The organism is Luteibacter sp. Sphag1AF, from assembly GCF_014192715.1.
In the GTDB taxonomy this organism is placed as follows: domain Bacteria; phylum Pseudomonadota; class Gammaproteobacteria; order Xanthomonadales; family Rhodanobacteraceae; genus Luteibacter.
This window is the reverse complement of sequence record NZ_JACHYH010000015.1, coordinates 1-23,139: the sequence shown is the minus strand read 5'-3', so window position 1 is coordinate 23,139 and position 23,139 is coordinate 1. Positions and strand designations below refer to the sequence as shown.

Below are 23,139 nucleotides of genomic sequence, written 5' to 3'. Positions count from 1 at the left end.
TCGCTCTCTCGGTGGTCTGTCGCCTATCCGCTATGCCATGGCATCATCAACCACCTCTATTTCCAGATGACTCGAAAGTACGAGGACGCTTCAGGTCGGCTCGCTGATGCCGTGCTTGCGGCACGTTTCGGCCACCCTCGCACCGGCCTCGACCTCTTTGAGGATGCGCACGATCTGTTCTTCGCTGAACTTCGACTTCTTCATGTAGAGCTACTTGGGGGGACTCTACTTCTATCTACCAGGACGCTTCCGCTTCGAAACCACGGTCTGCCTGGGTGGCTAACGTCAGCTGGTCGGGCATCTTCTACACTCTGTCGGTGGGAGCTTCGTTTCGACCGCGGGAAAAATCAGCGTTTCCCTAATTGGAGGCCGGCGCTTCCTCGTTGCAAGGCACCTTCCGACCCGTTACTGCGGACTGCCTCAATGCTGCCAACTGGTCCTCATTCGGGAAGTCACTAACCAGGAATAGTTCGGGGTAGTACGAAGACTCGGTCAAGAGCATCGGAAGCACAGTTTCAGCGTCCTGCCACGGAATTGAGACCGTCTCCCTGCTTTCGGGGCTGTAGAACCAAACGTAGTCAGCTTTTGGCAGCAGCGTCGTTACACCACGCGTGAACTGTGCCGCCCCGAACAGTCCACCACATTCCGGGTTGTCGTACACGCGAGAACTTGCCACGAAGACTGAGCGGGAGGCTTCCTTCCAACTCGCGCCTCATCAAACCCGGTAGCAGACAGTAAGCCAGGCAGACCACTCAATATCCGAAGAACGAAACGGCCTGATGCCTACAACATGTTTCTTTCCGTTCGAGCCGAGGCGTTATTTTCTATGCGCCAGACAAGCCTACCGAGAGGAAAACGCCTACAAAGATCCCCAGGCCCACGAACAGGGCGCCCAGCGCATGGCGTCTGAAAAGCTGCTTGCGTGTCGACAGCAACAGTGCCTTCGCTTCACGCATACCGTCGCTATCATTGGGGCGGATGAACTTCCCTGGCCTGTAGATGTAATCGAAGCTGAGCGACGGACTAGCGTGCAAATCCAGGAACTCACCGTGTGCTTTGGCAATCCTCTTTGCCTCGTTCATCGTCTGCTGCCCGCGAATCATGTTCCAGAGCGTATAGGCAACGCCCGGCGCCGCGCCAAGAAAAAAGCCAATTTCACCACTCATTGATTCAAATCCTGTCGTATGGTGGATGGGTCGTCCGGCTGCCGACTCGGTCGCCATGCGTATTCGGCAAGTATTGCAAATCGCTTGCTTGGTTTACGCTCCAACTCGGCCTCGGGGAATTAGTCTCGAGCTGGCCCATGAGAATGCACGTCTGCCATTAGGGAGCCACGCCGTTCTTCGGAAGTGCCTGCGCCCTGCCCCTCAACGAATCATCAATCCTCCGCCTCGCGAGCATCATCCAAGACACTGTGGTACTGGGCCACGCCTTGCTGGATGGCGACGCCGCAGAAGCCCGCTTGCGTGCCGACCGAGTTTTTTCGCTTGCCAGCGACGAAGGGCTGAGCGTGGTCGCTCACGCCACGCTACGCGCTCTCGACTGCTTCGGTCATGCAGGTCATCCTATCGGTCAAGGATGCGGCAGCGCCATTAACGCGCTATCGGTCGAAATCGACCGAGCGCAAAGCCGACAACTGACCTGGCTCCGGCGCTTCAACCTCAAGGTCGGCGGCGGGCAACCGAGCGGCTCCGGTTGTTCGGCGATGACCCGCCGAAGGCTGCTCTGTCCTTCACCGAAAACGTGCACGGGTGGTCATGCGATCCCCCTGCCGCTTCACTAAGATGACCCTCGGCCGCAACCTGCGGTTGACTCAAGGAGCCACGGATGACGACCCGATGATGCGCCCCGCCGCCGTGCTGGCCAGCCTTGGCGCCACCCTCTTGGTCGCGTGCGCCATGCCAGCGCACCCTGCGATGCCGCATGCGGCCGTAACGAAGCCGCCCCCCCTCTCCCCCGTTAAGGACCAACCCATGGTGTCATCCCTCGAAGCCCACGCGTTGCCCGGTGCACGGGCTGCTGCGGACCACCTGCTTGCGTTTCTGTCGACCGTGAGCAGCTCCGAGATGCTTGTGCCGGCGCAGGTAGGAAACGCCTTCGGGGTGACCCTTGGCCCCGACGCAGAAAATGGCGCGGGCTGGTCGGTCTATCACAGCTCAGACCTCGGCCACGGCTGGACCTACTGGGTGCAACAATCCGACGCGAAGCCGTCGATGAAAAATGGCTTTAGATTTTGGTTTGACCACCCGGACCGGAGCGCCGACGCCACTCCGGTGTGTGCGTTGCCCCTGGACCGACTGCGCGCGACGCTGACCGCCCACGGCTGGGTTGAGCGGCCGGTCCCCTCGGAAATCGGCAGCATTTTGGCGATTGAGTTTGCCAAGAACGATTTGGTGCTGACGCTGACGCCGCGCGATGGCACCGACATCAACGGGATCGCCTGCGTGCTCTCCCTGCAAACCGCCGACGGTCGCTGACCGCGAAGGATTCGCCATGGGCACGCCCCATGCCGCCCTTGATGCCGCGGTTCAGCACTTCGCGCAGCAGCCCGCGGTGCCCCCGGCCCAGGTGGCTTCACTGAGCGCAGCTCTATCTTCTGACCCTGGTTTAACCCAGCAGTTGGATGCGCAAGCCAGCAGCGGCGCATTGCACGGCTTCGTCCCGGCCGCCCCCGGCTCGTCCGACCGGCCCGTGGGTGAATACGACCCCTCGACCCGGACGATGACCCTGCCCGCTTCGGCCTTCCCAAATTCGGGCTCGAGCCCGAACCTGCACTCAGTGCTGCGGGTGCAGGCCATGGTCGTGGACTTTGCCGGCAAGTCGTATCCGTATGCCGCCGGTGCCATGCACCCGGTAAGCCCGGACATGCTCAATAACTTGCAGGACACGCTCAACCGTTCGCCCGCTCTGGCTGAGGAAATCAAACGCGCGGCGACAACGACTGACCCGTTGCAACCGCAGCACCGCATCTTGGAGTCCTTCGCCTTCATCGCTCCCGGCGCGGGTGTTGGGGGGAGCTTCAATGCGCCTGGGCACGCGATGAATTTGGTCAGCGAGTCGCTGATGACCGTCGGGTCCAACAGCGTGGGCAAATACAATCCGCACGATTTGACCTTTGTCATTGGGCACGAGGTCCAACACGGCTTCAATGCGCAAACCGCGGCCCAAGGGCGCACGGCGTTTGTAGCCGATGTGCGGGCAATGGCAGCCACACCCAGCCACATTCACGACTACACCTTCAGCACGCGTCTTGGGATAGAACGGTTCGATCACCGCGCACACCTCCGACCACGGGACCACCTTGTCCATCTCGCCAGGAACACGTCCCCCGGCGTCGGCTTGCGATGCGCTTAGAAACGACGGTCTGCCTGAGCGGCTAAAGTCAGTTGGTCGGGCATCTTCTACACTCTGTCGGTGGGAGCTTCGTTTCGACCGCGGGGCAAAATCAGCGCCTCCCTGGTCGGGAGCACAATCGTGGCACCTTTATCAATGGCAGCATCATTTGATGCCGCGCGTGGAATCAACTGCACTTCTTTTCTCAGCTTTCTGTCGTCCCTGCTCGAGTTGCTTCAAGTCATCTTGAGCATTCGCCTCTCCGGCTGCGGCAGCTCTCCTTAGCCAAAACTCGCCGCGCATTTTGTCCAGTTCTGGATCGGTATCGGCAACGTCCAGATAGAGTTGATACTGCGCTCGCGGGTCGCCATTCTCCGCCGCAATCACTGCCCAACGATGTTGCTCCACAGGACTCAGCGCGATAAACCCAAAAAACAACGAAATCTTCCAGGCAGACTCACCCGAACCACGCATCGCTTCAACGGCTAAGGCCGTTCGTTGTTTCGGGGTCAGGAACAGGCTTTGGTTGAGATTTACAGGCTCACCTGAAACTGCCTGAGTCGCGATGGCCTGGCTGGTTGCCATAAGTGCCACTACTGCAAATGCTAATCGGCTTCTCATACTCGCGCCTCAGGGCTGGAATTCGATGATCGTACCGGGATTGTCGGGATCCTTGATCAGTCCTTCCGGCACAATGCTTTGGCTGTCCCAACTGGTTGGCTGTCCATTCGATTTCGTTGACGCGGCCAACCCTGTGCAACGGTGAGCCCATAACCACACCTTTGCCCTTCTTTTTGCCTTCCAAAAAACGGACTTCAACCGTATACGGAACAGTATGGGGGGGGGGCTAAATGAGTTACTAGGAAAAAGCCAATAACTCCGGGCAGGCAGTCAGAATTTTTCCCCGTATACGCTAAACCACTTTTCCGGATACTCATCGCGGCTACGGCGACTCGCGCGAACTTCTTGCCCTCACGGCGACGGACACCAGCCGGCGATGGGGCCCAAATGCCGATGACAAATGCACGTTCGAAAACTGCCGAATTCGCTTAGCGAATTCCTGGGTTGCCAATTACATGTAATCGGTTGACCTCTTACCAATCGGTAGATGGGGTGCACAAGCGACATGGTCACTACGCTTCGGTCGCCGCTTAGTGAGTCTCTTTGACAAGGTGCGCACTGGTCGTGAGACTCTTGGACATGCTCGGCATCCGCGATGCCGCCATGGACTAGGGGGAATCGTGCCAAGAGTGATTCAGATTGAAGGACTGAAGCATATCCGGACGCTCCGGTTCGAGATGCCTGGTCGGGGAGTGCATCTACTCGCCGGCTCGAACGGAGCAGGCAAAACCACGCTCCTAGCCTGCCTCCGCCGCATCGCATACCCCCAGGCGTTCGCTGTGCATTTCCCGTCGTCCAGTAAGAGCGAGCGACTCGATAACTTCGCTAATGCACGCATCACTTATGAGCTTGGCACCGCCTCTGTCACTTACGCCTATGGCGGTGAGCGCTGGGTGCCCCGCCCTCGCGCGAATAATCGGCTGCTTGACCGCTTCGGCTTCAAGGATGTGTTGTATGTGGGCGCTACCGCTGACCGTATTACCCCGCGACCTGAGGACTTCGAACCACGGAGGGTCCGACCGGCTCACGAAGGTGTCCGTGCCGCCGCGAATGAGATCTTCGAGACCCAACGATTCGACGACTTGAAGACCATCAATTTATCGCAAGGCGTTGGCAACGCCGCTTTCCTCCTCCAGACAGCGCGCGCCACCTACTTTTCAGAAAAGAATTTCAGCCTGGGCGAACTGTGCGTGCTGAAAATGATTCGGTCCCTCCAGCGCATCCCGGTGGAATCGCTACTTCTCGTTGACGAATTGGAGCTTGCACTGCATCCCCGGGTGCAAATCAATCTGGTCCGGTATCTCAAACGCATCGCCGAGGAAAAGCGCCTCACTGTCATTTTCTCGACGCACTCGGTCAGCCTCATCAAGTCCGTCCCTCGAAATCGGCTCCTGTATCTTGAGAATACAGATGGGGCTGTTAGCACCATCCCGGGCTGCTTCCCAACCTATGCTTTGGGTGCCATTGCTCTTGGGGAGGAGCGCGCGCCGGACGTCGTCATCTACGTCGAGGATGTCAACGCCGTTGAAGTGGTCGAAGCGTTCGCGTCCATGTTCAAGTCGGAGCGTTTCGGGCACGACGGCCGCTTGGCACCGACCGTGAAAGTTGCACCCATTGGTCCTTTCATGAGCGTTGTCCGATTCATGAGCCACGGGCGATCGATTCTCCCGGAGTCAACGCGCGTCAAAGCGGTCCTGGACGGTGATGTTAAAGATGAAACGGTCGCCGGATGGCAAGCCTCGGGTGCCCACGACCGGTTGGCAGAGTTTCAAGCCCATGGCAATGCACTCAATTACCTGCCTTGGGCCCCAGAACAAGGACTGGTCATTCACTTTTTAACCGCGCACCGGGATGAAGCGCTTCGCCGCTTGCAAGGTAAGTTTCAGGATAATCGGATTCATCTCCTTCCGAATGTCACAAACATTGACCACGGGCTGCAAGGATCAAATTTACGCAATGCGTGCAAAACATCGTTTCAGGCTTTGATGGATCACATCATGCAGTTGAATCCGAACATGTCGGAAGACAGTGTCCGTCGGGGCATATTCCAGACATTCTGTGAGCACTATTTTGATGCAAATAAGGCCGACGTCATGCAACTGATGGGAACGGTTCTAGCCTAGCTACCTTCTGCCTCGCAGAGGCGAGTTCCCTGCTATCGGTTGCTCCTTTGACTGGAGCAGACTGGTGCAAGATGAAGGTTCGCGCAGGCAACGGGTCTAACCTTCGAGTTCCATGCCGGTCTCTTTCCGCAACGCCTCGATGAGCCCAGGGCACCTTGGCACGACCCTCTCGGCGAGGAACGCTTGGACATAGGGGGCTACCCAGTCTTCCGAGCCGTGTTCCGGGGTCATCCCCACTTCCAACGCATCCATGTAATCGGACGACATCATGTGATGGCCGCTCAGGCAGAAGGAATACGCCAGGTGCAGAATGACGATGTCGAGCGTATCGGACCCCAGTTGCGCAATCCATTCGGCGCGGTTCTTGAGATAGACCTTCCCGTCGTTCAAAAGAAGGTGGTCGAGGAAGTTATGGTGGGTCTGGTCGTTGCACCGTTCGCGCACGCCGGCATAGTCAAGCGCACCTAAGCAAGGGCGAACCGCGCTTAGCTCCGGGGCGGCGTCCACATACTTTGCGATTCCCCCTGTTCTGGGAAGCGCTTTCACCCCGGTAATCCACCCGTCGATGCGACGCGACTAGCGGCTCTCCAGGCTGCGCATTCCGTTGGAGATAGACGTTGATGTAGGTGCCAATGAGCGCAGCGTCGTAGAGCTTACGTGCCAATGCGTAGGCATCGTTGATGTTGCCCAGTGTCACCAGCGCAGCCATGCCACGGAGGGTCGACGCCATGGACCCCATCAGATAAGTGTCTAAGCTCAACACCGACAGGGTCCCGATAGGCACGAACGACATCACGCCAAGGCTAAGCCCGTCGTAAAACTCGGCATATTCGCCGAGCGTTGCCACTATCGATTCGGCTGAGTCATTCACTTCCGTCACGTTCCGTCCCTAGCATTCCTGAATCACAAGCGGTTCGGCTTCCATATCGAGGTCGCTGCCGAGCCACCGGGTTGCTCCGGTGACTCGGCGGGGGCCCAGCTGTCGCGCACCGAAAATGTGCATGGGTCTCCGTGCGGAGCGTTTCCTCGGCAGCTATCATCGGCCCATGTCCCATCGCCTGTGCGATGCCTCACGGAATCAAGGATGCCGCCCCGATGAGTCTGCGTTCCCTGGCCCGCTTTATCGTGTTGCTAACCGCTTCAGTGAGCTGCGCATGCGCCGCCTCGCACCCCACGCCCAGCGCACCCACTCCACACGCCCCTGCTCAAGGACACCCCATGACCTCCGCCGCTTCGTCGCATTCGCCGGCTGCTGCGCGCGTTGCGCAGCAGCTGATGACCTTCCTGACCACCGTGCCGTCCAGCGAGGCCCTAACGGTCGATGTGGTTGGCCAGCAGTTTGGCGTCACGCTCAATGCGGACAGCGAACGGTCCATCTATCGCAGTGGCGACCTGGGCAGCGGCTGGAACTATGGCGTCGCGGTCACGCCGGGCAACCGGACCATGAAACGCGGGTTTGAGTTTTGGTTCTACAACCCGACGCCAGGGGCTGACCCGACGCCGATTTGCGCCCTCAACCTGGATGCACTGCGCCAGCAGCTCGCGGCCCATGGGTTTGTCGAACGCGTGACCTCGTTCGAAACGGGCGGCAGCGGCTGGACCGATTTCCTGAAGGGTGACCTCGTACTGACCGTCACCGCCCGCGACTTGGTGTCCGCGCCGAACGGCGATGCTTGCATCATCAGCTTGCAAACCACGGACGGCCGCTGAACGACAAGGAGAGCACCATGGCTACGCCCCACCCCGCCCTTGAGGCGGCCGTTGCCCAGTTTGCCCAACAACCCGGCGTCTCACCGCATGAGGTGGCGCAGCTGCGCGCGGCCTTAGCGTCCGACCCTGCCTTGACGGCGTCGCTGGATACCGCAGCGAACGCGGGCACGCTCCAAGGGTTTGGCCTGTCGGCCGCTGGCGCTCCCGACCGCCCGGTGGGTGACTACGCACCGGGCCCGGGCATCGTAACGCTGCCCGCCTCCGCGTTCCCGCCCCCTGGTGCCCCGGCCTCATCGGACTTGCACGCCGCGCTGCGCGTGCAGGCCATGGTGGTGGAGTTCTCGGGCAAATCGTTCGCGGACAGCAGCGGCGCCACCCATCCGGTGACCCCGGACATGTTGTCAAACCTGCAAGACTCGATGAACGGCTCGCCCGCGCTTGCCAGCGAACTCAAGCGGGCGGCGACCACGCCGGACCCTCAACACCCTCAACATCGCATCCTGGAGCACTTCGGCTTCACGGCACCGGGCGAAGGCGTGGGCGGGAGCTTCAGCGCCCCGACGCACACCATGAATTTGGTCAGCGAATCCTTAGCCACCACCACGCCTGGCTCGACCCGGCGCTACAACGTCCACGACCTCACCTTTGTGGTGGGCCACGAAGTGCAGCACGGATTCAACGCCCAGGCGGCGGCCCAGCGAGACGCCACCTTCGTAAACGGGGTGCGCGCCATAGCGGCCACGCCCGGCCCCGTCCACGATTACACCGCACTGGTCGAACAGCACATCCAGACCAACCGCGAGGACGAAGCCAAGGCAGAAATCGCCGGATGGAATGCGCTGCGAAGCCGGGTGGACCACGACACCGGCAGCGTCAGCTTGAGCGCGCTGCAAAAGCTGGCACGGGGGCGGGTGGCCGATTTCGTCGACAGACCAAACGGCGTCTTGCAGCCGCGCTCGAACATGACGCTCAACCCCGACCTCAGCATGCCTGCCACCGCGGCCAATGTCGCCGCCATGGGCTACAACTATTTTGACCGCCCGGTGCATCCGCAGCCGGGTGACACCCGGCAGGCCATGGCGCTGGGGCATGGCGGAGTCAGCGATTACGCCAACCGCAGTGCAGGCTGGGCGCTTCAGGTCATCAGCATCGAGGAACAGGCCGCCGCACATCCGCACGGAGTCAAGCCCCAAGTGCAGCTCAACATGGCCATGCGGGTTTGAGCGAATCGATGATGGAGCGATCCGGATTGAATCTGGCCCCCTCCAAACAATCCCTCCCGTATTTGGACAGCAGCACCCAGCCGGCCACGCCGCATCGATTCGACCACACCGCAGACGGCCCGAACCAATACCAGTATGTGCCGGTGGCGCCGCAGCGATTGGACGACCCGGGGCATCCGGACCATGCCCTGTTTCAGCAAGCACGAGGACACATCACCGCCATCGACCACAGCCTGGGCCGCACCCCCGATGCGCACACCGACCAGTTGGCGTCGGCCGCCGCCGTGCAGGCCCGGGCCGATGGGCTGCAACGCATCGACCAGATGGCACTATCCACAGATGGACAGCGGGTCTGGGGCGTGCAGACCCCGCCTGGGCGAACGGACCATCTGTTTGACCTGCGCACCAGCGTGCCCACGGCAGAAGCCATGACCCCGATGCACCAGAGCGGAGCCCAGTGGCCGCAGGCCATGCAGCAGTTCGAGCGAACTCAACAGCAACAGCAACAGCAAGCGCAAAGCCAACAGGTCAGCCAAACCCAGCCGCAGGCGCAAGGTCCAGTGATGAGCCACGGCGGCCCCGGGATGTAGCAGCCGTCACATCGAAGGGCGCGCCATGCGCGGTGCGTCCGGCTTGAGCGCCAGCACGCCGTCGGGCGTGCGCAGCGTCACGGTCACTTCGGAGTCAACGGGCGATGCGGGCATGGCCGGCAGCACAGCAGTGAGCGCCAGCACATGTGCGGGCTCGGCCGCGCTCAGCAGGACCAGACCATACTGGGGTTGGTCCTGATGCAGCGACTGCACCGCTCCCATCAGGCTGTCCTGGGCCTGCACTTGGTTGGCCTCAGCCGTAGCCTCGAGGTGCCGCGCCGCCTCGTTAAAGATGCTTTATCAAAGACGGCGGATTGGAAAATCCCTGCATTCGCAAGCAGGCCTGCGATATTTACCGAAACCATGCAGTGCTCGCGAAGCAATCATATGTCGCTGCCGCCAGCGACCTGACCACCACACCCACTCGACGACAAACGCAGACCCGATACGGCCCGGGAGGATTTGCGTCAGGCTTATGATCTACGGGCAGACTTTCGCCATGCGTATTCGGCAAGTATTGCAAAATCGAACGCCATGAATGTTTCCCGCGCCAGGTACTCCCGACATCATGGCGGGCAGCTTTGAGCAGCAGCCTGGGCTGCTGACATCCGAACCGACCGTGCAAGGGAATCGCTGGGGAGCGAGTACATGCAGGAAGCGAACAGGGAACGTGCGTCATGGGGCCAGACTCTCGCAATCGCATCTGCATACGCAGCCTGCTACGAACTGACGCTCTACGTGTCTTTTCCGCAATGGTTGCTCACGTCGGGATTGCGCCTCGCGTGTCTTCTCTTGCTGCCCATGCGCTATTGGCCAGCCGTGGTTCTGGGTGAAAGCGTTCCGCTGCTGGAGAACGCCATCTTGTGTGCTCCGAAGTTTGGCATTCCCTGGGCGGCGGCCCAGGCTGTGCCCATGTCCGTTCTCTGGATGATCCTGCTGAAGCCGATGCGGCAACGCTGGTCCAGCCATGACACGAACGGTCGCATTCGTATGAATGTGATCTTGTGGGCAACACTGGGCACGTCTCTCATAACGGCATTTTCTACGACAGTTCGCCTGGTGCTTGCACTGCAGCACACACCAGGGAAGTGGCCCGAGATTGTTCCTGCGGATTATTTCTTCGCTTACTTCCTTGGCGCCTATCTTGGAGCGCTAACGTTGAGCCCCATGATTGTCGCGCTTCGGGAGCGGCTCCGGACTGTCAAGGATTCGACCCCGCTCTTCCCCATTTTCTGGAAGAGCCAGCTGCTACGGGACACGCTGTGGTGGGTTGTGCCGGCACTGGCAGGACTGGTTTCGCTTGCGTTGATAACCGACCATGACAACGTTCGATGGGTAGCCCGGATCGCCCTGCTATGGCCCGTCATGGGACTGACTCTGCGGCACGGCTGGCATGGCACCGCTCTGGGTGGCATGGCCGCGAGCATCGCATTGGCGGTTACAGCGAAGGGGCTGCTGGATCCGGAAACCATTCAGGTCGAAGTGCTCCTGGCGTTGACGCTCTCCGTCTCGCTCTGGCTGGGCGCCAGGGTGTCACGAGATAGCAAGGCCCTCACTACCCCTGCCGTGCAGGAGCGGTGAGGGCTTATCCGCGACGCCTATTAATGCCCTTGTATGGAGCATTGAGCGGGGTTGTCACAGGTTCCGACCACCAGCATCCGGATTCCCCCATCAGACAGCGGGGTTGCGTTAACGCTGGTGTTTTCGTCGCGATAAACCGTCTCTCCGGTCGCCGCCGTTGCAGCAGCGACCGGCTCAGACAGAGTCACGAGTCGATCAGCATCCATGCCGATGGGTAGCGCGAAAACATCACCGGCAGCCGTCCCGAAGGCGGCGCGCACCGTGCCATTGAGATCGTTGACCTGCACGTAGCGAATGCCGTGGCGTTCAAATACGTACACGTGATAGCGCGGGCTGACGCTGACGTCAGTTGCGTTGGGCCATGCCTGGCCCAGCCCCGTTGAGGGCGGAGCAGCGGCAGAGAACGCGCTACCGGCCGCAAGGGAAAGAGCCAGGAATGACACCAATCGCGGCATGCTTATCATGAGAGAGTCCTTGTCTATAGAGGTATGCCCGCGATATCTCGCGCGCCCCGCGATCATCGCATTCGCGTTCACATCGCAGTTCACTCATCGAACGCCGAAATGGTGGACTTGCCGAATTTGCTCATGGTTCTGATGCGCGCTTCGTTGCTGTCGCGTCGCCACGTGCAGAGACCTGAGTCGGCAAGGAACATCAGAGCTTTTCGCGGATGCAGCGTTACCGCTTCGCCACTTCAGCGGAAGCCGGGGCATTCCCCCTACAGCTATCGCGTTCAATGATGTTTACTCTGGGTCGAAGTGGACGGTTCGTTTAGCGTGCCATGAAGCACCCGACAGCATCACCCCGGACATTAAAGGTAACTGGCGGATTGGCCGAGTAGGCCAACACGAAGCTCCCCTGTGCGGGATCGAAATAGAGCTGGTAACCCTCTTGGTCATCGGCAACCAGGACGCACGGCCGAATCTCGCACTCTGCGGTGCCCATCACCTGCTCATACGAATCCTGGATTCCCAGATGGGCTGAACCAGCGCAGCTCGCATCGAAGCCAATTGGGCCACCACCCACTCTTGAGGAAGCGGTTGCCCAATCGCTTGGGGATGAATCTCGCAGACGTAGTTCGCAATCTCGTCTTCAACAGCAGTTCGCAGCGCAATCAGATCCATCCCCCCCTCCGTTCCAATGTCCGCTCTGGGTCGGAGGCGGACGTTCCCAGAATACAGCCCGCAGCACTATGGAGCACGCTGCCAGCACCAGCGGGGTGTTCAGACCTTGACGCAATGGTGGCCAGCATGAGTCGACGTGGAAACTACCATGACAATGCCGTCGCGGAGCGTTTCTTCAGCCTGTTGAAGAAGGAGCGAATCAAGCGCCGGATCTATCCGGATCGTGCCGCCTCGTCGGACGTATTCGATATATCGAGATGTTTTACAACCCGGTGCGTTGACATGGTTTCACTGCCGGCCTATCACCGGTAGAGTTCGAACGGCGTTACACACAAACCAGCTCCTGAGTGTCTACAAAACGCTGGGCGGTCCACCCCTTCCACATTGCGAGTGAGAAATGGATATCGAGAATGCCTCGCAGCCAGCACTGGCTAGCACGCCAATTTTTCTTTCCCGCCGCGCCGATCTTTGTGGCTACACTTATGCGATGCTGCGCACGCTCGAGTATGCGTGCGCGTGGACTGTCCTGACCGATGACGTGCCATTCAAACTGGCCTTGGGGAACCTCATTGGGGGGCTCGGCGAGCTTATTGAACGGGTGGACACCCGGCTAGACGCATTGCTGATCGACGGCCCGCGCCTGCTCGCTTCACCGGCGTACGAGGCGGCGTTGGAGTCGGGTATGGGTAGCCACTCGACTGAGGATCGCCGCGTTTTCTTGTCGGCTACGCTGTCTGGCGTCGCAATTCACATGCACGCATTCGTCGGCGAAACACACAAGGTGGGCGATGCTCCTACCGTAAGACTGCTGACGGAGTCCGCGATGCGCATTGAAGCGCTGCTCGGCGATTTTCACAGCGCTAGCTCGACGGTTATCGCCCGTACTTTCATCTCGCCAGCTCTTGCAGGGGCGCTTGCCTACACAGGACTTGAGAGCGTCCCAACCCTGCCTGATCAGCCTGGGCGGCCGGCCGCCTGGGAATTCAAAGACGAGAGTGTGTTCCGCCATACAACTCTTCAAACGCTGCTTGAGCGTGGAGAGCATCTTGAGCGATGGCTGCACGAAGTCGGTATAAACATTGAGATTAACGCCGTGGAAGTGTGTGCTCGGAACGTCGTCGACTTCCGAGCCATGCCCCTTGCATTCAAAGTCGACATGGCTCGCCAGATATGGGACGAGACTCGACACGCCGCTATGATGCAAGAACATCTGCACACGATTGGGGGCGAGTTTGGCCGCTATTCGTACAACGACAAGGTGTGGCGTCGGTACATGTTAGGCGTGGACCTCGCGGAACGGCTGGCCATCGAGCAGATATTTCAGGAAGGCAATGCCCTTGAAGCCAATATTCCATTTTCCCAGGCTTTAAGCCGAGCGGGCGCGATGGATCTGGCCGAGATGCTCGACTACGTCAACGCCGATGAAATGCGACATGCCGCCTACGGAAACAAGTGGCTTAAGTACCTCTGCGCGGAGAGTGGCCGAGATTACATGGACGTGGTGCGTGTCGCGGTCGCAAAGCTCGGTATGCCACTGAGTCCAAGAGGCGCTGTAGTGCCATGGCTACGGCAGATGGCGGACTTTCCGGAAGAATTCATTACGATGATGGTGGGCTCGGGAAGCAAGGCGACCGAAATAGACTAGGCACGCCGAAAAAAAACCACGCCGGTAGAAGCCACTTGGTGCGCTAGACTGAACCTCGGGTCAGGAACTGTACGCAATGCACGTGTCCTCCGTAGTGTTAGATCGATTTTCCATGGAAGATCGAGCTCGTCCAGCTCTTCGGAAAGGCGTGCGAGAGCGATGACATCCATAGTGGCGGAAAGAACACACAAGTCGATATCCGATCCGGGACGCTGAGTTCCGCGACTACGGGAACCGTAGAGAGTTACTTCTTCGATGGATGACCAACCGTACAAAACGGCGCGCATTCGAGCCGACTGAGCCCAGCTGAGACCAGCAGGATCAGTGACATTCATTGTCCAGAGCTCTGGTGTGTAGATCGGCCCGAAGTCGCAAAAAAAGTGGAAGGTAGTCGCGAAGGATCTTAAGCTCAAGGAGTTCCGCCACAGACGCCAAGTGCGATTTGAGAGCCACGGCCCGACTTGCATTGAGGTCCATCCACGCTTCTCCGTCGTGCAGGATGCCACGCGCCACCGCTTCGCGGATTACATCGCGGGGGCCGTGATGATCGGGGGACCCCTGCCAAACGAGGTAATCACGCAGGCACAGCCATGCAAGGTCATGGCAACGTTCGAATACCTGGATCCAGCCCTGGCGCTCTAAGTCGGAGGCTGGCGCAGTGCGCTGCGCGCGCAGATTTGTAGTCCAGTCCATGACTTCGTCGAACTTCCTCAGACGTTGTTCCCAGCGAATCACATCGCCCTCCCCCTCTATCATGCTCATAGAAGGTCCCTGGAGAGACGTGTGCGCCATTGCCCGATGTCCTCGGCGCCAAGACGTTCGATCTCTGGAGGGAATGCGCGTCGCTTGAAGTCGAAATAGGCATCGCGGCAATTGCCGTCAGCGGCAGCGTTGTACGTGATGAAATAGGCACGGCGGCTTCGGGATGATCCGTTGCCGAAGGACCGGTGCGGAAGAAACGAGCTGAAGGCGATGACATCGCCCGCCCGCAACGGAATGGTCGCCCAGGCAATTGAGTCCTGATCCAGGAGTTGCCCTTGCCGGTGAGCCAGGAAGTTTCTTCCACAGGAAAAGTTCGCATCCACCTGCAGAGCGCCGTTGTGTTCATCGGCATCGTCAACGGCGATCATTACGGTGATGGACTCACGTTTGAGCATTGTCCAAGCCGGTCCATCCTGGTGTGGAGCGTATCCCCCAGCCCCCGCAAGCTTCACGTTCAGTTTTTCCTTGAACAGATGATACGGGCCACCGAACAAGGCCAACAGCAGGCTCGGTAGTTGTGACCGCTCCAAGGCAGTCGGAAGGTCTGGCCAGAAGTCGAAGAAATACTCGACCCGATTAAGCAGCCTTCGGCCGTCATGTGCCCGCTCAAAATACTTCATCCATTTACCAGCTGACTCCACTACGTCTACGAGTTCATTCGCGGTCGCCACAAGGCATGCGGTTTGTGAGGGACTGAAGAGCTGAGTGGAATGAATAAATCCACGTTCATGAAAAATCGCAGCGCTCGAATTGGACGCAACGGACGGGATGATAGAGACGTCGCAAGAATTCATGACGAAATACCAAAGGCGAGTGGGTATCGAACGAGATAGAAGTCTTCTCGATCCGAGGGCCTGCCTTGCAGGAGTTCACTAATGCTACGAGAGAGCGCGAGGGCGACAGCGGTGGCGGCGACGATGCCCGAGATGACGAGCGAGCACACCGCGCCGCTCGTGTGCTGTGCAAGGACGCCAAAGATTCCTAGGCCAACGGGCATGCCCGCTTGCGCCGTCCATTTGCTCCACGCCGACAGGCGTCCACGGCAAGATGCGGGAGTCGCGGCGAGCCGGTAACTTGCGCAATACACGTTATGTATGCCCATCCCGCAACCACACAGCCACGCGCCGACTGCGAGAGCCCACATATGGAAGGGGGCGGCAAAAGTGACGACACCGACGGCGATCGCCAGGATGCTGGCGACGGTTGCCTTCCGCACATCGACACGTTCGGACAAAGGTGTCGCCAGCCTGTTACCGGAAAGGACGCCGCCGGCCACCGCAGCTGGCAGCCAGCCTGTCGCCGCCAGTCCGAGACCGCGATCATGCACAACGATCACCGGAATCACCAAGGTACTGAATGGCACGACGCACCCGTTGATCGTGGCGCCGATCAAGTTCCAGGTGAACTCCGGGCGGATGCCCACAGCCAGGTGCCCCCCTTCGACCAGGCTTCTCGTCCAGGCCTGTTGCCCCGAGCGCTCGTCTGGTCGGGTGTCAGAGCGAATGCCCCAAGTGCACCACAGGGTGGCGACCAAGAGTGCTGCAGTGACTTGCAAGGTCCGCTGGAGCCCGAGCTGGTCGCTCGCCAAGCCAGCAAGCGGCGGCGCCACGAGCAATACCAGCGCCTGAAGCGCGCCTGTAATCGCCACCGCAGGACCGAGTTGCTCTCGCCTTACCAGAGTAGGCAGAAGCGAACTGGACACTGCAGCCATCAAGCTCGTGCCGCAGGCGAGGATCGCAACGACCGCAGCCGTCTCGGGTCCTCGATACACGCCGTTCCGGCACACGATGAAAAGTAGCCCTATACCTGCAAGGACGATGGCGTCCGCCAACAACGCCAGATTCTTGCGCGCCCACCGGTCGGCCAACGGTGCTAGCAAGGGCAGGCTTACGAAGGAAGCTACTGAGAATACGAGGGACAGCTCGGCGAACTGCTGCTTGGAACCGGTGCTGGCGAGGATCCACCACGAAAGACTCAAGAAGCTGCAACGGCCGCCTAGGGAGGCCAGGAACTGGCCTGTACGAAACATTGTAAAATCACGCGATAACATGCGCCACTCCGGACGGCGACAAGACCGAGTGGGGCGATCGTTGTAGCGTCCATCGCATAGTGACGGCCGATCCGACCATCAAAGGCTGGTGGCATGTCACCAGGACGACGGCGCTCGTGGCGGCATCACTCAACATTTCAAGCACCTCGATCACCGTAGCGGCATCAAGTCCGTTGAACGGTTCATCAAGCACCAAGACGCCGGGTGACAAAACAAACGCCGCCAACAGGAAGAACTTACGCCGGGTGCCTAGCGATGCGTCCTTGAAGCGGGTGTCCAGATGGTCCTTGACACGGAGTCGGCACGCCAGGAAATCGAAATTTTTCTGCTCAAGGATCAACGCACGTCCGTGCGCCCTGACGACAAATTCGACGAATTCTCGACCGGTGAGGAAAGGATAAAACGTAGGATTGTCGGGCAGATATACAAGGCACTGGCGCGCTTTGACCGGCGAGGCGGTCAAGTCATGGCCACCGATGACAATGCGCCCGGAGTACTTGACGTGCCCGGCGATGGCGCCCAGTAGCGTTGACTTGCCGACTCCGTTAACGCCTTCGATGAGGTGGCAACCGGCCTCAAATCGATGCGTGAAATTCTCGAAGACTGTCTTGTTGCGAAATACGATGCCCACTCGCTCAAGCTCGACGGCCATGCCAGATGTCGTCACGACATGCCCCTCGCTAGCCACAGCCCTATTCCGATGAATAGGCAGCTTGTCGCAATGGTTGCTGCGACGGCGTCGCGCGGCGAACGCCGAAATACGAGGAGCTGCATCCCGCCGAGAATTGCCAGCGCAGGTGGCGTGCACAGAGCCGGCCACGCGCCAGGGTTCCCGACCACGGCCAGCACCCCAAGGATGCCGGCCAGGAGAAACTGGGCCCAATAGACTGCTGCGATCATGGCGGCTTCGCGCCAGCGCACGGAGGTGGGAATCGCGTCGAGGAACACAGCGTGCTCGTAAGCGCCTTTGAGCAAGGTGGCGAATCCGCCAGCGGAAAACATTGCGGCCACACCAACGTAGACGACAACCAGACCGACCCTCCCGGCGGCGGACGGCATACCGACCAGGAGGAAACAGGCGGACAGTGCGGCAAAAAAGACGACAGATGGAAGCGACCGCCGATAGCCCCCGTGGCTCGCATGCGACAGCTCTCGTGTATACAGGGAGAGCCAGTCGTTCCTGATGCGCCACGGCGCAATGCGCCATGAGCGCCTCAGCACAAACATATCTCGCCTGCGTGGCGGCAGGACCGCCCCCAACGCGATCAACGACGCTGTACTAACAACCGTCGCCGCCGTCGTGCCCGCCCATGCCGACAGGATCGCTACGCAGCCAGAGGCGAGAGTCCAGCCGTAACGCCCACGGACCCAACCTAGTTGCGCTACCAGTGCTGCGCACAAGAGGTCAGCGCACATGCTAACCGCTCGCAACGCATTCACGTCTGGCGCCGATACCGCGCAGGACAAAACCAGCAGAAACAACCATGGACTGGATGCCAAGCCAATCACCGCGAGATCACTCAGCAGTACCTGAGCACGGGTGAATGGCAAGGTCATGATCAGTGGCTCCGCGACACCATCGAAGACTGCATCTCGCTGCAAGTGCACCCACGCCACTGTGATACCTATAAAGCCAGAAGCCGCTAAGACGGATGTCGCGGTACCCGGCGCGAGGAAGACCGCAGCAAGCGGGCCAATCACAAGAGCCTTGAGTGCGGGCAAACTTGGGACTAATAACAGGATGACAGCTGCCAGGGCCTGTTTGTGTCGCAGCATCCGCTCACGAATGTCTACCCTGTACCGCGCAATTGAGACTGCAGCCAGCGATGTCATGCGGCACCGCAAGGCTGCATCGTGAGGCAGTCGTCTACGAGATCGCGGGCCCGGATAAGTATCTCTCGACCACGTGACGTGAATCGACTGGCCTCGGATTCGATAGCAGATCTAAACGCACCAATAATACGGAGAACCCGCCCCGTCGACCGATGGTACTTCGGCACAACCTCCCACTGGTCCGTCCGTGCCCGATACGCAAGCATTTCCACCGCTACGATATAGCTATGAAACGCGAGATAGGCAGGGAAAGTTGTGCCTCCCAAGACGAACGGAAGACCTACGTCAAGCGAAATCTGACGCTGCGAGTCCGGCATGTGCGGGTGCATTGAGTCGTCGATAAAGAGAAGCATGTGCACTAACTGATGGAACAGCAGTTCCTGGAAGTCGATCTCGTCGAATTGATCCTTAAAGTTGAAGTTTGCGACGCCGATGGTGTCCTCTGTAGTTCCGTTGGTGTACTCATCCAACTGGTTGATCACTATTAGTCTGACGCAGAATCGTACGATCGCAGCTATGTACGGTTCCTTGCGCTCAAGGCCTTTCAATGCGGACTCGAAGTAGCCTGATATAAGGCGCCGAGATAACAGTTCCGAATTGATAGCAAAGTGATGTCGTTTGGCCATGCAAAATGAGGGGGCGTAGGTCTCCAACGCGGGGAAATCGACCATTCGAGGACCGTACCAATCGACTGGTGACTCAATGATCGACCGTCCCGCCAAGAACCGGTTGTAGGCCTGCCACATCGACGGATCGCTGAGGTCCTGCGTGCTCCGGCCACCGCATCGAGCGCGCAGGATGTCGACCACCGAATCACGACCGAAGAGATAGTACACAGGAACCTCTAAGCCGCAGTTGTCATGGCGACGGACACGGGCCGCGGCGCGTACAAGCCGTGGCGGGCGAGAATCTCGCGCGCGATGTCTAGCTCCATAAGCATGTGCTCAAACGCGCCAAAGTTGGAATCACGCTCAACAATAACTGCACGAGGCCGCGTGCGCGCACACACTTTCTCGAAAAGGCCCCAGACAGCTGGCCAGACGTCGGTGGCGTGCGTATCGATCAGCATGCCGAACTTGTGAGACCCGCCGGCGAGGTGGATCTCAACAACATGATCAAGTGGGATCGCATCCAGATATGCATCGGGGTCGAATGCGTGATTCACGGCGTTGATGTAGAGGTTGTTTACGTCAAGGAGCAGCCCACAGTCGGTCTGCTGGACGAGACGTGTTAGAAACTCAGCTTCTGGAAGGTCTGAGCCCGGCATCGGGTAGTAGTATGTGATGTTCTCCACAAGGAACGGTTGCCGAGAAAAAGCCTGAACAACTTTGACCTTCTCTACGGCCGAACCGAGACTGGCTTCGCCAAGGCGCATGGGCATCAGATGCCCCACCTCGGTACCGCCCTCCTTGGTCAGCGAGAGATGGTCACTAAACCACAGGTGATCGTTTGTCACGAGGGCATGCTGCAACTTCCGCAAATAGCTGTCATCCAGCTGGCTACTCGATCCAAGTGACATATCGAGACCGTGCAGTGAAACGGGAAGTTTGCGCATCAAGTCGCGCAAGATCGGATCGTCGTCTTGAATGAAGAGTTTCTCCGTCGTCACCTCAAGAATGTCTATGCGATCCGCGTGCGCGAGGAGCGCATCGCGCAGCTGAGCCTTGTAATTGACGCCAACGTGAGTGTGACCCTTAGCCATGTTAAGACTTCCCAGCTGTCACGCGAATCACCGCACCGGTATCCGCCAGCATGTCGATTAGCCTGGCAACACCAGGCGATTGACTTTCAAGGTGTTGCGCGCTCTTGCGACCGTCCATGCGACTCATGGCGCCTACAACCGGAGTCGTCGCGCACATAGATCCGACACCACCTTTCCTCCAGTTCTTGAAGAAAACAATAGTCTCGGCTTTTTTGCCATGCGCCTGCAGTACTTCGTTGCGCCCAGCACCCCTGGTGACCATCCGCACCATTGCGCTCACGTTGTGCATAAAGTTCGCCGAGCGCATCGCTGGGTGCACATAGGGGGCCCAGTCCGACGGACTCACAGCGTTCGTCGGAACTGGATGAATTGCCTCGTCGGCAGCCACGGCCGCGATCACCTCGTTTCTGGCCAAGTCATACGCCACGATTGACGAGTGAACGTCATTCGCTGGAAGGGTCGTGAGGACATGACGAGCAAAATAGACCGACTCGAGAAGTGGATTTTTTGGAGTGGCCACGTGCAAGTCGAGGGTATCGAGGTAATCGTCCCAGTAGCACGCAAGTTCGTAGTCGGAGAACATTTGGGAAACTGTGCTCAGAGTCTCCAGGACGTTGTCCATTCGACGCTTTCTTAGCAGAAGGACGGACATTCGGAAGGCAGGTCCGTGCTGGTCAAGGAAAGCAACAAGCTCCTGACGATCTGCTTCTGCCATAAAGAGGCCTACCGATTCCGGACAGCCATCTCGCAGGACGCGAAGCGCGATGGGAGGATTGACGACAAGCTTAGCCAGCGCCTCTTGCGCTGAATGTCCTACGGGTCGCTTCGCTGCCATGCGGATAAATTCCCTATCTATTCTTGAAGCGACCTACGCATTGCGCGTAGGTCGCCCACCTGAATTATGGGCAGGTGACCGTATTACAAAGGCAATCCACCGGGGCGGTGGCTTCTTCGATGACTTCGAAGTTGAAGACGGATTCGCTGCTCTGGATTTCCATGTCTAAGCTCCATTCATTAAAGATTGCCAGTTCCACTTGGCGTTGCGATTACCTACGCGGTTCCGGCTCCGCTATCGCCCCACCGTCAGAAAAGAACGGTTGCGGGCATCGATTGTCTACCATGAAGATTGGCCATACGCAACGCGAAACCAGACATTCCGCGAGCCATGTCACAAAGCGCCGCACCTCCGGCCGTTCGTATTCGTGCTGCCCTCAAAACGTCGTCGATGCGCCTCACGTAGCATGCTGCAGCGTCTCGCCGAATTGAGTCATCAGTAGCGATATGCTCGCCGCTTCGCTGCAAGATTCCAAGCAGCGCACCGAGTCCGTATTGACTCGCTGGATTTGCGTGGAGCAGAGCCGCAAGCAGCTCGCTGCACTCCGCGCGAACACATTGCCCTGAGACGTTACTCCCCGGTGCAATCCACATCAGGAGCCGAAAGAGGCGGTCGTCTATCGCGTCGGCAAGCAGCTCGCTAGAGAGTATTCGACTGCAGACTTGCTGGATTCGCACATGACCCGACGACTGTGCAGAGCGGGCGATACCAAGGAGCAAGATCCACTGCGGAGATGCCGTGACACGCATTGCTTGTCCTCGGGAGACGGAGCTATCGAGGCGCTCAAGAGCGTCGACGACCGTTCGGGTCCCCAGCAAGTCTCTCGTGGCGTTCGCTACGGCGGGAGCATGGTTCAGCTGGAGTGTCGCATCCAACAGCATCAGTGTGCCGGCGATGCCGGTCAGCCCTAACGGTGTCTTGCGCTCATGAACGATGCGCTCCAGCGTGTCATCGCGCATACAGGCTCTTACATCTCCTGCTCTGGAAACCCATGCTTATAAAGAGGGTGTTTCGGCGCCTGTTGCCTCAGTTTGGTGCCCAGAATAGGTCTCGCAGGCGAATTGCCCTGCTAACTAGCACCTATGAGGCATATCCCATGAATCTGTTCGAGCCCGACTTTTACAAGCATGCAACCTTGCTCACTCTGGCCATCATTGGCCTCCTGGCCGCACTCAGGAAATTGGCTGAGCTCATCAAGACCTTCGTACCCAAGAACCTCGTAGAAGCGTTCCGCAACACTTTCCAGGCCTTGCCCCGGTGGATTCTTCAAGAACTGACACTGCCCAAGAGATATCCGTTTGCCGAAACGGTAACGGAGGTCATGTTCACCGCCATCTTCTACATCTTGACGCTGTACTACTTCTTAATGTTCCTGATGGTCGTCAGCCTCATCTTCTTTGGCAACGCAGCTCCCTGGAAGTATGCTGCTGCATTCGCAGTCGCAATCGTCATCATGGTGATGGCGCGCTGGTGCTTTAAGCAGGCAGAAGTTCCCAGGATCAAGCTCAACTCGAAGAGCCGAAACCTCTGGTAAACCACAGGCAAAACTAGGGGGAGGGTCAGTCAGTTACTGCCCTCCCTTGTCCGGCGTTGTCAATCATTGCGTCGTTATAGTAAACATCGACCAACCGAAGCCACGTCACCTATGGCGATGGCGAATGCAAAAACAAAACCACCATACGCCCTCTTCCACTGCTTGTTCTTACTTCGATTGATCAATGAGTAGACGCGAACGTTCAGCGCGATCCAAAAAACTGCCAATGTCAAAACAGTTTTAACTATCAGCTCTACAATTTCCATTTCCCCTCCCCTTAGTCAAAGTCTAGGCTAACCATGGTGAGAATCACCCCATTCACGTGACCTGCCACTCCCTCCTCATTTTCACGCACGTCACCCGTATCCTCTAAGGTGAATGTCGCCTCCCCGTAAACTTACTCCAGACATAAACCGAGGTCCCCGGGCAAAATATCCCCAAGGAGACCTACGATGCGCAAAAGCAAATTCACC

The 23,139-nt window shown here is 58.9% G+C and carries 23 protein-coding genes and 3 pseudogenes; 9 read left to right on the top strand and 17 right to left on the bottom strand.

Translation table 11 applies throughout. The features are described 5' to 3' along the window. Window positions 1-93 precede the first annotated feature (93 nt). Together FHW69_RS18805 and FHW69_RS18800 are read right to left on the bottom strand one after the other, a co-directional pair. Window positions 94-204 (bottom strand): annotated as a pseudogene (locus FHW69_RS18805) (transposase); the annotation flags it as partial. 620 nt (window positions 205-824) lie between these two features. Further along, entirely contained in the window at window positions 825-1,166 is a 342-nt protein-coding gene (locus tag FHW69_RS18800; RefSeq protein WP_183424643.1) for a hypothetical protein, read from the bottom strand. A gap of 807 nt (window positions 1,167-1,973) precedes the next feature. On the opposite strand from FHW69_RS18800, the gene FHW69_RS18795 reads away from it, so the two are divergent. After that, window positions 1,974-2,477, top strand: coding sequence for a hypothetical protein (locus tag FHW69_RS18795; protein ID WP_183424642.1), 504 nt, complete (start codon window positions 1,974-1,976; stop codon window positions 2,475-2,477). Between the two features lie 760 nt (window positions 2,478-3,237). On the opposite strand, the pseudogene FHW69_RS18790 reads toward FHW69_RS18795, so the two are convergent. Then, window positions 3,238-3,398 (bottom strand): annotated as a pseudogene (locus tag FHW69_RS18790) (IS5/IS1182 family transposase); the annotation flags it as partial. Between the two features lie 100 nt (window positions 3,399-3,498). Next, window positions 3,499-3,918: a hypothetical protein gene (locus FHW69_RS18785; RefSeq protein WP_183424641.1), complete on the bottom strand. Its 420-nt coding sequence runs from the start codon at window positions 3,916-3,918 to the stop codon at window positions 3,499-3,501. Window positions 3,919-4,583: 665 nt separating this feature from the next. Between FHW69_RS18785 and FHW69_RS18780 the strand changes: the two genes are divergently transcribed. Further along, window positions 4,584-6,077: an AAA family ATPase gene (locus FHW69_RS18780; RefSeq protein ID WP_221195635.1), complete on the top strand. Its 1,494-nt coding sequence runs from the start codon at window positions 4,584-4,586 to the stop codon at window positions 6,075-6,077. A 96-nt stretch (window positions 6,078-6,173) separates the two neighbouring features. Here FHW69_RS18780 and FHW69_RS18775 read toward each other — a convergent pair whose 3' ends face one another. After that, window positions 6,174-6,623 (bottom strand): hypothetical protein, encoded by a 450-nt coding sequence (locus FHW69_RS18775; protein WP_183424639.1) that lies wholly within the window; start codon window positions 6,621-6,623, stop codon window positions 6,174-6,176. A 672-nt stretch (window positions 6,624-7,295) separates the two neighbouring features. Between FHW69_RS18775 and FHW69_RS18770 the strand changes: the two genes are divergently transcribed. The 3 genes from FHW69_RS18770 to FHW69_RS18760 are packed head-to-tail and all read left to right on the top strand — an operon-like array spanning window position 7,296 to window position 9,600. Beyond that, window positions 7,296-7,787 carry a hypothetical protein gene (locus tag FHW69_RS18770; RefSeq protein WP_183424638.1) on the top strand — a complete coding sequence of 164 codons (492 nt, stop codon included), beginning with the start codon at window positions 7,296-7,298 and terminating at the stop codon, window positions 7,785-7,787. Between the two features lie 17 nt (window positions 7,788-7,804). Further along, on the top strand, window positions 7,805-9,010 hold the full coding sequence (locus FHW69_RS18765) for a hypothetical protein (RefSeq protein WP_183424637.1): 1,206 nt from the start codon (window positions 7,805-7,807) through the stop codon (window positions 9,008-9,010). Continuing rightward, entirely contained in the window at window positions 9,007-9,600 is a 594-nt protein-coding gene (locus FHW69_RS18760; RefSeq protein ID WP_183424636.1) for an XVIPCD domain-containing protein, read from the top strand. The genes FHW69_RS18765 and FHW69_RS18760 overlap by 4 nt, the downstream gene beginning before the upstream one ends. A gap of 6 nt (window positions 9,601-9,606) precedes the next feature. Here FHW69_RS18760 and FHW69_RS18755 read toward each other — a convergent pair whose 3' ends face one another. Further along, window positions 9,607-9,843, bottom strand: a complete 237-nt coding sequence (locus FHW69_RS18755) for a hypothetical protein (protein ID WP_183424635.1) — start codon at window positions 9,841-9,843, stop codon at window positions 9,607-9,609. A gap of 405 nt (window positions 9,844-10,248) precedes the next feature. Between FHW69_RS18755 and FHW69_RS18750 the strand changes: the two genes are divergently transcribed. Next, a complete protein-coding gene (locus FHW69_RS18750; protein WP_183424634.1) occupies window positions 10,249-11,181 on the top strand; it encodes a hypothetical protein in 933 nt (310 codons plus the stop codon). 20 nt (window positions 11,182-11,201) lie between these two features. On the opposite strand, the gene FHW69_RS18745 is transcribed toward FHW69_RS18750, so the two are convergent. Both FHW69_RS18745 and FHW69_RS18740 read right to left on the bottom strand, forming a co-directional pair. Continuing rightward, entirely contained in the window at window positions 11,202-11,645 is a 444-nt protein-coding gene (locus FHW69_RS18745) for a hypothetical protein (protein ID WP_255494904.1), read from the bottom strand. A gap of 480 nt (window positions 11,646-12,125) precedes the next feature. Next, a complete protein-coding gene (locus tag FHW69_RS18740; RefSeq protein ID WP_183424645.1) occupies window positions 12,126-12,305 on the bottom strand; it encodes a hypothetical protein in 180 nt (59 codons plus the stop codon). A gap of 114 nt (window positions 12,306-12,419) precedes the next feature. Between FHW69_RS18740 and FHW69_RS18735 the strand changes: the two are divergent. Beyond that, window positions 12,420-12,652: pseudogene (locus FHW69_RS18735) on the top strand (IS3 family transposase); the annotation flags it as partial. 50 nt (window positions 12,653-12,702) lie between these two features. Continuing rightward, entirely contained in the window at window positions 12,703-13,950 is a 1,248-nt protein-coding gene (locus tag FHW69_RS18730; RefSeq protein WP_183424633.1) for a DUF455 family protein, read from the top strand. Here the strand turns inward: FHW69_RS18730 and FHW69_RS18725 are convergent. Genes FHW69_RS18725 through FHW69_RS18685 form a run of 9 tightly spaced genes read right to left on the bottom strand, consistent with a single transcriptional unit; the run spans window position 13,947 to window position 21,132 of the window. Beyond that, a complete protein-coding gene (locus FHW69_RS18725; RefSeq protein WP_255494905.1) occupies window positions 13,947-14,237 on the bottom strand; it encodes a nucleotidyltransferase domain-containing protein in 291 nt (96 codons plus the stop codon). The genes FHW69_RS18730 and FHW69_RS18725 overlap by 4 nt on opposite strands. 34 nt (window positions 14,238-14,271) lie before the next feature. Beyond that, complete coding sequence (locus FHW69_RS18720; protein WP_183424631.1) at window positions 14,272-14,712, bottom strand: nucleotidyltransferase substrate binding protein; 441 nt, start codon at window positions 14,710-14,712, stop codon at window positions 14,272-14,274. Next, window positions 14,709-15,506, bottom strand: coding sequence for a phytanoyl-CoA dioxygenase family protein (locus FHW69_RS18715; RefSeq protein WP_183424630.1), 798 nt, complete (start codon window positions 15,504-15,506; stop codon window positions 14,709-14,711). Before FHW69_RS18715 ends, FHW69_RS18720 begins: the two co-directional genes overlap by 4 nt. Further along, window positions 15,503-16,762: an MFS transporter gene (locus tag FHW69_RS18710; protein ID WP_183424629.1), complete on the bottom strand. Its 1,260-nt coding sequence runs from the start codon at window positions 16,760-16,762 to the stop codon at window positions 15,503-15,505. Before FHW69_RS18710 ends, FHW69_RS18715 begins: the two co-directional genes overlap by 4 nt. Then, a complete protein-coding gene (locus FHW69_RS18705; protein ID WP_183424628.1) occupies window positions 16,749-17,414 on the bottom strand; it encodes an ABC transporter ATP-binding protein in 666 nt (221 codons plus the stop codon). The genes FHW69_RS18710 and FHW69_RS18705 overlap by 14 nt, the downstream gene beginning before the upstream one ends. Before the next feature lie 11 nt (window positions 17,415-17,425). Continuing rightward, a complete protein-coding gene (locus FHW69_RS18700) occupies window positions 17,426-18,595 on the bottom strand; it encodes a hypothetical protein (protein WP_183424627.1) in 1,170 nt (389 codons plus the stop codon). Continuing rightward, on the bottom strand, window positions 18,592-19,431 hold the full coding sequence (locus FHW69_RS18695) for a hypothetical protein (RefSeq protein ID WP_183424626.1): 840 nt from the start codon (window positions 19,429-19,431) through the stop codon (window positions 18,592-18,594). The genes FHW69_RS18700 and FHW69_RS18695 overlap by 4 nt, the downstream gene beginning before the upstream one ends. 8 nt (window positions 19,432-19,439) lie before the next feature. Beyond that, a complete protein-coding gene (locus tag FHW69_RS18690) occupies window positions 19,440-20,297 on the bottom strand; it encodes a DUF692 domain-containing protein (RefSeq protein ID WP_183424625.1) in 858 nt (285 codons plus the stop codon). Between the two features lies 1 nt (window position 20,298). Continuing rightward, window positions 20,299-21,132, bottom strand: a complete 834-nt coding sequence (locus FHW69_RS18685) for a hypothetical protein (protein ID WP_183424624.1) — start codon at window positions 21,130-21,132, stop codon at window positions 20,299-20,301. Window positions 21,133-22,228: 1,096 nt separating this feature from the next. Between FHW69_RS18685 and FHW69_RS18680 the strand changes: the two genes are divergently transcribed. Further along, the gene (locus tag FHW69_RS18680; RefSeq protein ID WP_183424623.1) at window positions 22,229-22,666 is read left to right on the top strand and encodes a hypothetical protein; all 438 of its coding nucleotides are present in this window, start codon (window positions 22,229-22,231) and stop codon (window positions 22,664-22,666) included. Window positions 22,667-23,139 lie beyond the last annotated feature (473 nt).